Source organism: Sporofaciens musculi (genome assembly GCF_009830285.1).
Taxonomy (GTDB): Bacteria; Bacillota; Clostridia; order Lachnospirales; family Lachnospiraceae; genus Sporofaciens; species Sporofaciens musculi.
This window is the reverse complement of sequence record NZ_WUQX01000001.1, coordinates 3,262,030-3,275,835: the sequence shown is the minus strand read 5'-3', so window position 1 is coordinate 3,275,835 and position 13,806 is coordinate 3,262,030. Positions and strand designations below refer to the sequence as shown.

Below are 13,806 nucleotides of genomic sequence, written 5' to 3'. Positions count from 1 at the left end.
GAGGCTATAAGGGCATGAAGATAAAAAGGAAAATAAACAAAGCTATAAGATATTATCGTAAATATGGATTAAAATTTGTGGTTAAGCTTACTTTATACAGATTATTTAAAGTGGAAGAAAAAAGATATGAAAGATTTTATAAAAAAACGTTGCTGACCCGCAGAGAAAAAAAGAAACAATCAAAAAGAGTGTTTCAATCCATGCCTAAATTTTCAATTATTGTACCATTATACAAGACTCCTGAAAAATATTTAAGAACTATGATAGATTCTGTCCGCCAGCAGACATATCAAAACTGGGAATTATGTCTATCTGATGGAAGCGGAGAGAGTTCTCCACTAAAGAAAATTTTGAAAAAATATGTACAATATGATTCAAGAATTAAGGTTATAATGAGTGATTGTCAACTTAATATTTCGGAAAATACAAACAGGGCATTAGAGTTATGTACTGGTGATTATATTGTATTTGTAGATCATGACGATCTACTTGCGCCTAATGCACTATATGAGTGCGTAAAAGTATTAAATAAAAAACCTGAAATAAAAATTATTTATACTGATGAGGATAAAGTGACCATGGATGGAAAGAAACATTTCCAACCTCATTTTAAACCAGATTTTAATAAGGATTTATTAAATTCTACAAATTATTTCTGTCATCTTGTTGTAGTTGCAAAAACGATTGTAGATCAGGTCGGGAAATTTAATTCAGAATTTGATGGTGCTCAGGATTATGATTTTGTTTTCAGATGTTCAGAGATAACGAAAGATATTTATCATATTCCTAAGATTTTATACCATTGGAGAATGCACGAGGGTTCAACCGCAGAAAAGCCGGAAAGCAAAATGTATGCATTTGAAGCAGGAACAAATGCAATAAAAGCGCATTATGACAGAATAGGATTAAAGGATGTAAGTGTCAGCCAAACAAAATGTTTAGGCGTTTATAGAAGTAAATATATTTTACACGACAAGCCAAAGGTATCTATTATTATACCGAATAAAGATCATGTCGATGATTTAAAAAAATGCATTCATTCAATTAGTAAGTGTAGCTATAATAATTATGAGATAATTATTATAGAAAATAATAGTAGTGAGAAAGAAACATTTGAATTTTATGAGAAGATAGAAATAGAAGATAATAAGATAAAAGTAGAATTTTGGAACAAAGAATTTAATTACGCTGCAATTAACAATTATGGAAGTGAATTTGCGCAAGGAGAATATTTACTGTTTTTGAATAATGATACAGAGATTATTAACTGCGATTGTATTGAAGAACTAGTTGGAGTTTGTATGCGTCAGGATGTTGGCGCTGTTGGGGCAAGATTATTTTATAAAGACGGATCAATACAGCATGCGGGTGTTGTGGTTGGCTTAGGCGGAATTGCCGGACATATCTTTTTAAATACACCTAAGGATCAGGTGGGATATTTCGCAAGAATAATTACACAACAGAATTATAGTGCGGTTACGGGTGCGTGTATTCTGGTTAAGAAATCGGTATTTGAGGAAATTGGAGGCTTTGACGAAAGATATAAAGTAGCTTACAATGATGTGGATTTATGTTTACGGATTCAGGAAAAGGGATATTTGGTAGTATATAATCCATATGCCGAATTATATCATTATGAATCTAAGACACGTGGAAAGGAAGATACTTTAGATAAGATGAATCGACTTAACGAGGAGTCGCTAATCTTTAAAAGGCGATGGGGAAAGATACTTAAAAAAGGCGATCCCTATTTCAATATTAATTTTGCGTTAGATAATACGAATTGTAAGTTGAAAGGCGGAAAGCGATAATGAGTAATGAGAAAATCTGTGTTTATACATGTATAACAGGCGATTACGATGAATTGCAGCCTGTATATCAAGAAGAAGGTATTGATTATATCTGTTTTACAAATAACAGAAATTTAAAATCTGCTGAATGGGAAATGATCTATATTGAAGATAATAATAATCTTGGAAATATGTTGTTATCGCGAGAGATAAAGATATTAGGTCATCCGCTTTTAAAAGATAGGTATGATATTAGTATATGGATAGATGGTGCGGTTCAGGTGCGAAATAGTATAAAGAATTTTTTGAATCAATATTGTGAAATAGACAAGTATAATATGGCTTGTTTTAGACATAGTGTTCGGGATTGTGTATATGAAGAAGCAATCGCCTGTATAATTGGACGAAAAGAGGATAAGGAAAACCTAGTTCCGGTACTTAAAATGCTGAGAGAAGAAAAGTATCCGGAACATTATGGGCTTGCAGAATGTACAGTTCTGATACGAAGACATAATAATATTTTAGTCAAACAGGCAATGAAGTTATGGTTTGAATTATTGAAAAAATACGCAAAAAGGGATCAATTATATTTTCCGTATGTTGTAAGAAATATGGAGTTAAATATACAATGGATTGACATGAATGTGTTTGAAAATCCATATTTTTTTAGCAAATCCCATAGACAATTAAAAGATATTACGTCATGCAGAATTGTATTTGGAAAATGTAGAGATGTAGAATCCTGTGCCTATCAAGATTATGTGATTGAAGAAAATGATAGAGGATGTAAACTACAATTTGTGATGCCTCTGGAATGTGAGGATATACTAATCAATTTTGGCACACATTTTGGGAGAATGATATATAATTTTAGTATTGATGTATCAGAAGTAACGGAGATATCATATTCGGGATTACCTGTTTTGAAATATCATGTGTTTGATAATGAGGATATGGTTATTAGAATTAGAGGTAAATTTAGCTTGGGACAAAAGATAGGACTTTTTTTCAATTTGTCAAGAACAGATGATTTTTTAGATCAAAAGTTTTTAGATGCTATTATAGATAGTTATTATTATGATAAACGGACATTTAACAATTCTATTCGTTCTATGGAACAGCAAAATCAAAAAATGAATTATGAATACAATAACATCAATCAGAAATATAAAGAAATGCTAGATAGATGTTCTGAATTAGAAAAGCGCTTGAAACCCTATGAGGAAATCAGAGTAAGTCCATTATATGATAAAGTAAGACCTTTATGTGAACGTCAGGATTTGGTAACTAAAGTTATCAGGAAAGTGATTTTAAAAAGATATTAAAAATTGGAGGATGAGATGAAAACAATAGGTTTTCCTATAAGCCATAAAGAAAATGAAAATAGAAGAACGATCGTCCCTGAACATATCCGTAACATGAAGCATCCATAAAATTTATACTTTGAAAAAGGATATGGGGGAAGGTTATGTATTGATGATGATGAATATTTAAAGTGTGGATGTCATCTGTGCTCGCGTAATGAATGTCTAAATAATGATGTCAGAGGATAAAAAGACATTTGATATTAAACAGGCTGAAATGAAAATTAATCAGCATTTAAGTCAGAATTATTATTACTATTGGAGAGAATGGCCTTATAAAAATGTTGCTCCCAAAATTATGATCGAAGAATATATGACAGATTTTAGAGACGGTGAGTTTGATGATTATAAATTCATGTGTTTTAGTGGTGTGGCCGATAATGTGATGGTGTGTACCGGAAGACGTGAAGGAAATACTAAATTCCGTTTTTTTGATAAGGATTGGAATTTTAAGAGGTATAACATCAGCGGGTTAAATGAACCAGAAGGATATACAATGGATAAGCCGGAATGTATAGACAGAATGTTTGAAATAGCAGAAAGTTTAGCACAAGATTTTCCATGTGTGAGGGTTGATTTATATTATGCAAATCATAAAATTTATTTTGGAGAGTTGACTTTTTTTCCGCAGGCTGGATATGATTCTCAATTGTTGGACAGTACAGATGAAATATGGGGAGACAAGATTGTGTTGCGGAAAGTTTAAGAGATTGCAAATATTATTTATGGGAATAAATAGATGATAAGACAGAGTAGAATTGTCTAAGGAGGTTTTGTTTGTAATGAAAAAGAAAGAATGGATAAATTTATTTTTTATTTTGTTAATAAGTTATTGTTTTACGTATATTTTAACGAATTATTTCTTTATAAACAATCCCTATTTGTCTATATCTTCTAATTCATTATTTGCAGTTCTTTTAGTAGCTATTGTATTTTATCTACTGCGCCGATTACAGGCGGAACGTGATCGTCAGCTAATCTGTTCTACTATTTGGGCTAGTTTTGGTTTTGCATTAATAATTGTGTTGAGTAAACCCTTTGCTGAAGCACATGCATTTGATCTGTCGCTTAAATCTTTCATAGTTTTTCTTATATTGTGGTGTTTAATTGAAGCGATACTCTTGTTGTTATATGATTATTTTTTTAAAATAAAAATAGGAAAAGATAATTTAAAAATTTTTTTTATAAAAAGAAAAATATATTTGGGATATGGGCTGTAATGCTCTTATGTTGGCTTCCAGCGTTATTAGCCATGTTTCCAGGAAATTTTGCATATGATGCATGGCCGCAAGTAGTTCAAATGAAACTCATGCACCAGCTCAATTCAGGACATCCGATAATTCATACATTATTTCTCAATGCTTGCTTATTTGCGGGAGACTGTATTTTTAAATCCTATAATGCAGGTGTTTTGATTTATTGCATCATTCAAAGTGTGCTACTGAGTGGAATCTTTACTTATTGTATATACAAATTATATCAATGGAGAACCGGAACGATAGTTGTCGTAGGGACATTCTTATTCTTTGCATTTAATCCAATTATTCAAGCATTTGCCTTTACTACAACAAAAGATGTATTGTTTAGTGGTATGTTCTTGTTAGTTATCGTATTTTCTTTTGAAATTATAAAGGATACTGAAAAATTTTTTTCTACAAGGACATATATTATTAGGTATGGTGCCAGTGTAATTTTAATGTGTATGCTAAGAAATCAAGGCAAATATGTTTTTATAGTATTTATTCCTTTTCTGGTTATAAGTGTGAAAAACTATAGAATGAAATGCTTAATTTTGGGAATTAGTTTAATTATATGTGTCAATTTGATTATGGGACCGATTTCAACAGCATTTGGAATAGAAAAGGGAAATATGCGTGAGATGTTAAGTGTACCTATGCAACAAATTGCTCGTGTCTGGAATAAGAATCCTTCAAGTATAACAGAAGAAGAAAAGAATATAATTACACGTATTATTCCTGTGGAATATTTAGAGCAATATGATGAATATAGCGCTGATCCAGTTAAATCGGGTTTTAATAGTCAAGCCTTTACAAAGAATATGCTGAAATTTTTGAATATTTGGATTAATCTTGGATTAAAGAACCCTGTAATTTATTTAGAATCTTTTTTTTGTGGGGCATATCAATATTGGTATATTGGCCCAAGATTATACTGCTACGATGGCGTTTTTTATGACGGATCGTTTATGGATGCTCAGTATGATACATTAAAAATAACAAGGCATACTTTATTGCCAGTTTATGACGAGTATTTAAGAAATATGTCAAATGGTCATGATTATAATAGGTTCCCTGTTCTTTCAGTAGTGATGAATATGGCTTTCCCATTCTGGTTGATGATCATAGGTATATCAATACTGATGTATATGAGAAAATATAAGTATATTTCTATTTTTATTTTACCAATAGGATATTGGGGAACTTGTTTACTAGGGCCGGTGGCTATGCTGAGATATGATTTACCATTAATTGTTGGAATACCACTGTATATTGGGATAGTATTAGCTGTGAAAAGAGACTATGAGAAATTAAATAGTGTCATTGCTTGAGTTTCGCTATTAATCATTTTTCATCAGGTTTCCTTACAGTTGAAATGACATATTAAGGTTAAAATTCAAGGATGGGGGTGTTGTGGTGAAAAAGACAAGAGAATTATATTCGTCTATTGATATTGCAAAGTTTTTCTTTTCTATTTGCATTATTGTCTTACACACAGGGGTATATACATTATTACCATACAATTTACCATATCTTTTTGAAAAGTGTGTATTGAGATTGGCAGTTCCATTCTTTTTTTTTGCGCATCAGGTTTTTTATTTGAGGAAAAGATATATTTTTCTAATATAGAGGAATATAAAGTGTTTGTTAAAAAGTATGTTATGAGATTATTGCGACCACTTATTTTCTTTGAAAGTATTAATATAATACTTGAGTCAATCAAAATGCGTATACAAGGGATTGAGACATATGAAATTATAATAGATAATATTAAGCATATTTGTTTTTATCCATATGGTGCTTTATGGTATATTCAGGCATGCATTGTTGGAATAATATTAGCTTATCCTTTTATTATTAACCGAAAAATTAATTTAGCTCTAGTAATTGGTTTTATAGGATACTTATTTGCTTTATTATCAAATAATTATTATTTTCTTACAGATAATGTTTTGAATTGTCTTAAAGATTTTATAGATAGTTATCTATATATCTTTATATCTGCAAGAAACGGTATATTTGTAGGCTTCTTTATGTTATTATTAGGTGTGAAAACTTATGACTTATATATCGAAACAAGAATAAGCAAGAACAATAAAGGATTGTTATATTTTTGTATATTTTTTTATTTTGTATATATAGTTGAGGTAATAAGTTTATTTAATTTGAAATATGCTGATGATGGTGCCTTATATTTTTCACATATTGCATTTATTCCACTTTTCCTTTTGAATTTAGTTATTTGTAGAATGAAAAATGAAAAGACTGTAATTTTAAGGAATTTAAGTACAGGGATATACCTTTTACATAGAATGATTATATCATTCTTATTTATTATTACATATATGTTTGGAGTTTCTTTTTCTGTACTTACTAATTTTGTAGTTGTCTTTTCAGGGAGCATGATGATTTGTTTAATAGTATACAAAACAAATAATAAATTTGCATGTTCATTATTAAAATAAGATTTCGTATGAAAAGCGTGGACAGTGCTGTTTATTATGATGAACAGTATAGGTATTTCGATATTAATGTATATAAGAAAGTATACGTATATTACTGTGTTTGTATTACCGTTGGAATATTGGGGAACCTGCCTGTTAGGGCTGGTAGCTATGCTGAGGTATGATTTCCCGCTAATAGTTGGGATACCGCTATATATTGGGATGATATTAGCTGCGAATGGAGACTTGTATTGCGATAATGAAGTTCAGGACATTATATTATAGATAGAGGTATAAAAATATTTGTAAAATTTTACGAAATGTGTCGATTTTTTACGAGAAATCGAAAAGGCATTGCAGCAGATTTATGATAAAAGGTATATGGAAGAATTGAGCACAGAAGGGTATCGGAAGATTGACTGTTATGGGATAGCGTTCTATCGGAAGGATTGTGAGGTTCGGTTTGGGGAAGGACAGAAGTATAGTCTGGGAGTGTAAAGTCCATGATAATTCAATGGACCTTACACTCTATCAGTACATAAGCCTTTCCACCTCCGCAAAATATTCTTCTCCCATTTTATACAACCCACTACTGTAGCATGCATGGGACAACTGATGAAGCCCGTTTATTAGGGTAGGAGTATACTCTGTTTCATTCAAATTTACTAACCTTCTCGCCGCAGAAACACTTTTTTTCAGACACAATATCTGCTGTCTGCCACTTCCCTTCTCAGACTGAGAAATTGACATATTATAGTACGTCATATAAATATTATAATAATACTTTTCAAGTGATTCGTCAGGACACACATCATTATATTTTAATGCCTTTCTATATAGCAAAATTGCCTCATCATACTCACCAAATTTAAAATTAACAATTCCAAGGCAGTTTAATATTCCAATAATCTCCCGAACATAATCAGGAGAGGCTTTTAAATCAAAACTATCTAATATACACAAAGCCTCTTTATACAATTTTTCTGCTTGATAAATATATCCCAATTGCATCTGTATGTCTGCAAATTTCCGTAAGTCCAAGGCTAAATTCTCTAAATACATCTGCGGATTTTTTTCTGCAAAATATCTGTCGATAGAAATAACTCTTTCCCATCTTGGAATATGATCTTCGTCATTTTTATCTATTGAGGACAGCATTTTTAGTGTCGTTCGTACATTATGTAAATAAATAGCAGGATGCTCAACGGATAACTCCTCAAAGATTTTCAGCGCTGCTTCAAATAGTTCTTGTGCTTTTTTGAATTTTTTATCCGTATAATTTGCATTTGCATAGTTAAACAAAATTTTGGCATGCTGTGCGATATTTGCTGGTCTGTTTAATTTAACTAATTCATTTGACATGCGAAGAAGCTTTCTATATATTTTATATGAAGTTTTAAAAGAATTCATATATTGGTAGATTGTTGTCAGTATAGTATAACCTAATACCAGAACAGGCAGGATGGTAATTCGGTTTCGATGGACTGATTTTTCGCATAATTTAACTGCGTTTTCGCAGTACGACAAAGCCTCAATTAATCTGTTAGAACTAACAAGAATTCCGGACAGATTTATTAATATTTCAGCCATTTGCAAGGGAAAACTATTCGGGTCTGCCTTTAAAAAACGTGCGTAAATGTCAATGGCTTCTACACAGGACTGCTCTGCCGTAGTATAATCCTGAAGGTATTTGGAGTTGGCTGCCTTGTTTAAAAGTGTACTCGCCACATAGGGTAAATATACTTTTGCATTTGACTGAGCAAGATTTCTTCGGATATCCAGGGCCTCATTAATTAGTATTTTTGCAGACTCATAATCTCCCGTAGATTGTTGTGCAACCCCATAATTATTCAATGTTGTTGCCAAATCGTGCAGATATACTGGGTTTGTTTTTAGCAGCTTTTTTCTGATTTTAAGGGCTTCTTCATATAATTGTTTTGCCCTATTAAATTCACCCATTTCATTTAACATGATTGCTTCATTACACAAAACCATTGCCACATTCGGCAAATATGCCTGCGGGCTTTCTTCTGCATATTTACGAAAAATGTTCAGAGCTTTTTCAAAATATTCTTGTGCACTCTTGTAATCCTGTAACTTTTGCAGAACAAGAGACAAATCGTTATATAAATGTGCAAGAGGAGGTGTGGACAGGGCATTATTTGAATCATCCGCTATCAAATGAATTGTGTCTTCATAGAGTTTTTTTGCAGTAAAACAATCATTGATATCTACAAGAATGTTAGCATATTGTGTGACCATCATTAGCAGCCCTGGATTTAATTCCTGTATATTAGAGTGAGTAATAGAATGTATGTTTGTGCGAAGTATTCTTATGGCCTGCTGAAAATTGTTTTTAGCAGCGTACATTTTACCGAGACCAGATATTGATTGTATGTATATATCTTTGGATGATTTTTCGTTGCTGTTTAAAACAAGTTCAAAATATTTAATTGCCAGATCGAAATAGGATGAGTCTTCAAAAAGCTTTCCCAGAACAAATTCAGGATTCTGGGGAATAAGATTTCCAAAATCATTGTATCTTTGGGTAATGGCATCGGTTTGGATTGGAAGGTTTTCAAGCTCATATAGGTTGCGTATCAGAAGATTTGTATCGCCCCTAAAGTACGAGCAGGCATGGCCGTCAAGCATTTGGTATGCGTTGGCAGTTATAGATACATCATCTATATTGGAATGCTGCCAGTAAATACAGTGTGCAAGGCGCTTGTTTAAAAGTCTGGCATTATGAAAGTATTCGGCTACATCCCACAAATCTGAACAGCTATACCCAAGAAACAAAACTGTCCTGGATTCATCAGCACAGAATATTTTATCTAATACAGTCATAGTCTTTGTCCAATATTCTGTTTTGGTAATCTGTTCTACCGTTATACCTAAATAATCTGGCCGGCTTTTACAGCCGTGGAGTTTGATTAGTTTTCCTGTAATATCCATATCTTTGAGCGTGTCCAGCGGCTCTATATAAGGGATGACGATTCTGCTGTCTCCATTATTCCAGCCCAAGGCTTGTTCAATACAGGTATCAAAATTGGTGGTCACTATTGAAAATACTTTTCTGTTCTTTAGTAATTGCGCCATCAGGCGGTGGTTTATATTTTCGTTCCCATCAAACAATTTGGCAAATACCTCAATAAAGCTCTGTGAAGAATTTTTGAAGGTAAGATTGGCCTTGAGGGATTCAATAATAGCTTCAAAAGGTATTGGGAGTCGAAAACTTCCGTCTGTGTCTGTCAGGTACTCAGTTATATCGTCTTGCTCTGCGGATAGAAAACGAAGCAGGTATTGAATCATGGGATGGACTGTCATGATACCGGAATTAACTGATATATGAAAGATTAAGAAGAATTTATAGCAAATCATACCTGAAAAAATACAAATTATCCCATACCCACCAAAGCAAAATTCTTATCTGCTATAATATATAGAAGCTCTGTGACGGGGACGAAAGGTGGGGAAAAATGGTTTTACAAAAAGGAATAGCGCTTTTAACACTTGCCCTTTTAGGGATACTTTGCCTTGGGGGATGTGGAAGGAAAGAAAATGAAAAAATCACTTGCATAGAACAGCTCAACAATCCGGCCTGTACGATTGGTGTTCCAGAAGGCGGGGCAGGCATGTATATGGCGGAAAAATATCTGCCGGAGGCGGAGCATAAAACATTTTCCGGCAACTCTTCGGGGTATCTTGCCATTTCCCAGGGAAAACTGGACGGGTTTGTTTATGACCGGGTAATGATGGAATTTGCTATTGCCAGCGGTCTTGAGAATGTGGAGATTTTAGAGGAAAACCTGGGAGAAAGTATGGATGTGGCTGTGGGAATTTCACCCAAAAGCCAGGTTGACAATTTAAAAGATAAAGTGAACCAGTTTCTGTCGGAAGCAAGAGCCGAGGGGACGCTGGATGATATGTATGACCGCTGGGTAAGCAGGGCGGAGAAAACTATGCCGGAAATACAGGCGCCACAGATGCCGGACTGTAAGCTTAAGGTAGGAACAACAGGAATGGTTCAGCCTTTCAGCTACTACGAGGGGACGACTCTTACCGGATATGATGTGGAGCTGATTTACCGTTTTGGAGCGTGGCTGAATGCGGAAGTGGAAATTAAGGTTTACGACTATGACGGAATTATTGCCGCGGCCGAGGCCGGCGACATTGACTGTATTATGGCGAATTTAAATGCCACCGAGGAAAGGCGCAGGCACATCGAATTTTCAGATTGTGTTTATCCTTCGGTGTCTGCCGTTATGGTAAGGTCGGAACAGAAAGGCAGCACGGAGAAAAAATACGAGACACTTTCGGATTTTGCCGGAGCAAGGTTTGCATCATTAAGCGGAGGGGTTTACGATAAACTTTTACAGGAAGTAATTGCGGATGCAGAAAACTTTTCCTACTACAATTCGGTTCCTGATATTGTTGCGGCTCTTAAGGCAGATCGGGTGGATGCAGGAGTGTTGGATGAACCGCTGGCACAGCTTGCGGCAGCCAAAAATGAAGGCCTGAAAGTTTTTGAAGAACCTGTCGTGCGGGATAAATATGGATATGCTTTTCCCAAGGGAAGTCCTCTGCGGGAACAGTTTAATGAAGTTATCGCAAAGTTTAAAGAGGACGGAACAATCGCATCTTTAAAGGAAAAATGGCTTGGGGCGGATGAGAGCATAAAGGTATTAATGGAGCAGGACTGGCCGGGGGATAAGGGAACCATCCGGTACTACTATGATGGCGCCCATGAGCCTATGACTTATCTTGGAAGCAGCGGCGAACCTTTAGGGCTTGAGATAGATCTGCTGCTTCTGATTGCACGTGAACTGGATATGAAGGTGGAGATGACAACCTGTGAATTTGCTTCGCTGATAACCGCCCTTGAAAGCGGGAAGGCGGATGTGGTCAGCGGTAGCCTTTCCATCACGGAAGAAAGAGCGAAGCGGGTAGACTTTGCAGATACTCATTATGACTCTGCTTTGGTACTTCTGGTGCGTGATTTGGATGGGGAATTACAGGAAAAAGGTTTCTGGGCAAATCTTGAGGACAGCTTCCAAAGCACTTTCATAGTAGAGGGGCGCTGGCGGCTGATTTTGCGGGGGCTTGGCGTCACCATACTGATTTCTGTCTTTTCAGGACTTTTTGGTCTGTGCCTTGGCTTTTTGATATGTATGCTGCGCCGGATCAATTGTAAGCCGACTCAGTGGTTCGGGGCGGTCTTTGTCCGCGTGATTCAGGGAACCCCTATTGTAGTCTTTCTGATGATTTTGTACTATGGAATTTTTGGTTCGGCGGATATTTCTGAAATTCTGGTTGCTATTATTGGATTCTCCATTAATTTTGCGGCCTATTCATCGGAGATGATGCGGACAGGAATAGAAACTGTGGATAAGGGGCAAAGCGAGGCAGCCCTTGCTATGGGCTATACGAAAGGCCAGACATTTTTTAAGATTGTATTGCCTCAGGCGGCCAGAAATTTTATTCCTGTGTTGAAAGGCGAATTTATTTCCATGGTAAAAATGACTTCAGTAGTAGGATATATTGCTGTACAGGATTTGACCAAAGTATCCGACATTATACGCTCACGTACCATGGAGGCGTTCTTTCCACTGATAATGACAGCAGTAATTTATTTTGTTATTGCCAATATGATGACGGCAGCTCTCTCATTTGCAGAGAGGAAAGTTGCACCGAAGCGGAATAAACGCAGCTTAAAGGGGGTGTGCATGTAATGACAGAAAAGCATGAAAACCGGGACGTTTGTGCCGGGGGAAGTATGGACACGAGCATAATATCTATCCGGCATCTGTGTAAGGAATATCCAAACGTAACCCCTTTGAAGGATGTAAGCGTGGAGATTAAAAAAGGAGAGGTGATTTCTGTTATAGGCCCGTCAGGCACAGGAAAGTCAACCCTGCTTCGATGTATTAATCTTCTGGAGACACCTACAAAAGGCGAGATTGTGGTAGACGGTGTGGTAACAACGGACAAGAAATGTAAGGTAAATCTGGTGAGGCAGAAAATGGGAATGGTATTTCAGTCCTTCAACCTGTTTGCACACAAGACCATTATCGAAAATATCATGATGGGGCAGGTCGATCTTCTTGGCAGAAGCCGGCAGGAGGCCTATGATAGAGGGATGGAACTGCTGCTTAACATAGGGCTTGCAGACAAGGCTTTTTCTTATCCGGATGAACTTTCAGGGGGACAGAAGCAGCGCGCGGCTATTGCAAGGACGGTGGCCATGGATCCGGAAATTATTCTTTTTGACGAGCCGACTTCCGCCTTAGATCCAACTATGGTAGGGGAAGTTCTTTCGGTTATCCGTAGGCTGGCAGGGCAGGGAATGACCATGATGATCGTGACCCATGAAATGAAGTTTGCCCAGGATGTATCCACCAGGATATTTTATATGGATCAGGGTGAAATCTATGAGGACGGAACGCCGGAACAGATTTTTGAGCATCCAAAGAGGGAGAGAACCCGGATATTTATCCGGCAGCTTAAGGTGCTCCATGTGGAAAAAATTTCACGTGACTTTGATTTTCCGGCCTTTATGACACGTCTTGAGGAGTTTGGACGTAAGCAGCAGTTTTCACAGAGACAGATTTACGCCATGCAGCTTGTTGTGGAGGAAATGCTGATGCAAAAACTTCTGCCTGCGGCAGGAGAAGCAAAGGAAAGGGATCTTTCTCTGGATGTGGAATACAGCGAGAGGGAAAATCTGGCGCAGATACGATTTTCCTATAATGGCCCTTCCTTTCATCCTTTCGGGGACGAAGAAGATTTGTCTGGCAGGATGATAAAAGGAATGTCCAAAGAGCTGGAGCATAAGTTTGTGGATGGAATGAATCAATTGATTATAAGTATATAGATTAAAAAAATAAGAGAAAAAATATGGAAAAGATGAAATTAAATAACTCAAACTTCGCACTTGAATAAGTACCTATGCACCTTGAAAATTCAATAA

General features: G+C 35.6%; 8 protein-coding genes and 1 pseudogene. 8 read left to right on the top strand and 1 reads right to left on the bottom strand.

The window, feature by feature from the left end; genetic code table 11:
- The first annotated feature begins 14 nt into the window (after positions 1-14).
- From GN277_RS16530 to GN277_RS16505, 6 genes are all read left to right on the top strand, one after another.
- Positions 15-1,811: a glycosyltransferase family 2 protein gene (locus GN277_RS16530; protein WP_159751972.1), complete on the top strand. Its 1,797-nt coding sequence runs from the start codon at positions 15-17 to the stop codon at positions 1,809-1,811.
- The gene (locus GN277_RS16525) at positions 1,811-3,115 is read left to right on the top strand and encodes a glycosyltransferase domain-containing protein (protein ID WP_159751971.1); all 1,305 of its coding nucleotides are present in this window, start codon (positions 1,811-1,813) and stop codon (positions 3,113-3,115) included. Before GN277_RS16530 ends, GN277_RS16525 begins: the two co-directional genes overlap by 1 nt.
- Before the next feature lie 211 nt (positions 3,116-3,326).
- Positions 3,327-3,860 carry an ATP-grasp fold amidoligase family protein gene (locus GN277_RS16520; RefSeq protein WP_159751970.1) on the top strand — a complete coding sequence of 178 codons (534 nt, stop codon included), beginning with the start codon at positions 3,327-3,329 and terminating at the stop codon, positions 3,858-3,860.
- A 76-nt stretch (positions 3,861-3,936) separates the two neighbouring features.
- On the top strand, positions 3,937-4,374 hold the full coding sequence (locus GN277_RS16515) for a hypothetical protein (RefSeq protein ID WP_159751969.1): 438 nt from the start codon (positions 3,937-3,939) through the stop codon (positions 4,372-4,374).
- Positions 4,375-4,454: 80 nt separating this feature from the next.
- The gene (locus tag GN277_RS16510; RefSeq protein ID WP_159751968.1) at positions 4,455-5,723 is read left to right on the top strand and encodes a DUF6020 family protein; all 1,269 of its coding nucleotides are present in this window, start codon (positions 4,455-4,457) and stop codon (positions 5,721-5,723) included.
- A gap of 213 nt (positions 5,724-5,936) precedes the next feature.
- Complete coding sequence (locus GN277_RS16505) at positions 5,937-6,857, top strand: acyltransferase family protein (RefSeq protein ID WP_159751967.1); 921 nt, start codon at positions 5,937-5,939, stop codon at positions 6,855-6,857.
- Between the two features lie 510 nt (positions 6,858-7,367).
- Here GN277_RS16505 and GN277_RS16500 read toward each other — a convergent pair.
- The gene (locus GN277_RS16500; RefSeq protein WP_159751966.1) at positions 7,368-10,148 is read right to left on the bottom strand and encodes a tetratricopeptide repeat protein; all 2,781 of its coding nucleotides are present in this window, start codon (positions 10,146-10,148) and stop codon (positions 7,368-7,370) included.
- Between the two features lie 167 nt (positions 10,149-10,315).
- Here GN277_RS16500 and GN277_RS16495 point away from each other — a divergent pair, with 167 nt between their 5' ends.
- Together GN277_RS16495 and GN277_RS32440 are read left to right on the top strand one after the other, a co-directional pair.
- Positions 10,316-12,568, top strand: coding sequence for an ABC transporter permease subunit (locus GN277_RS16495; protein ID WP_159751965.1), 2,253 nt, complete (start codon positions 10,316-10,318; stop codon positions 12,566-12,568).
- Between the two features lie 44 nt (positions 12,569-12,612).
- Positions 12,613-13,332, top strand: a pseudogene (locus GN277_RS32440) (amino acid ABC transporter ATP-binding protein); the annotation flags it as partial.
- Positions 13,333-13,806: the final 474 nt, after the last annotated feature.

Excerpts from the sequence above, each read along its gene's own strand:
- GN277_RS16530 (WP_159751972.1), top strand. The coding sequence starts at position 15 with ATGAAGATAAAAAGGAAAATAAACAAAGCTATAAGATATTATCGTAAA.
- GN277_RS16525 (WP_159751971.1), top strand. The coding sequence starts at position 1,811 with ATGAGTAATGAGAAAATCTGTGTTTATACATGTATAACAGGCGATTAC.
- GN277_RS16520 (WP_159751970.1), top strand. The coding sequence starts at position 3,327 with ATGATGTCAGAGGATAAAAAGACATTTGATATTAAACAGGCTGAAATG.
- GN277_RS16515 (WP_159751969.1), top strand. The coding sequence starts at position 3,937 with ATGAAAAAGAAAGAATGGATAAATTTATTTTTTATTTTGTTAATAAGT.
- GN277_RS16510 (WP_159751968.1), top strand. The coding sequence starts at position 4,455 with ATGAAACTCATGCACCAGCTCAATTCAGGACATCCGATAATTCATACA.
- GN277_RS16500 (WP_159751966.1), bottom strand. The coding sequence starts at position 10,148 with ATGATTCAATACCTGCTTCGTTTTCTATCCGCAGAGCAAGACGATATA.
- GN277_RS16495 (WP_159751965.1), top strand. The coding sequence starts at position 10,316 with ATGGTTTTACAAAAAGGAATAGCGCTTTTAACACTTGCCCTTTTAGGG.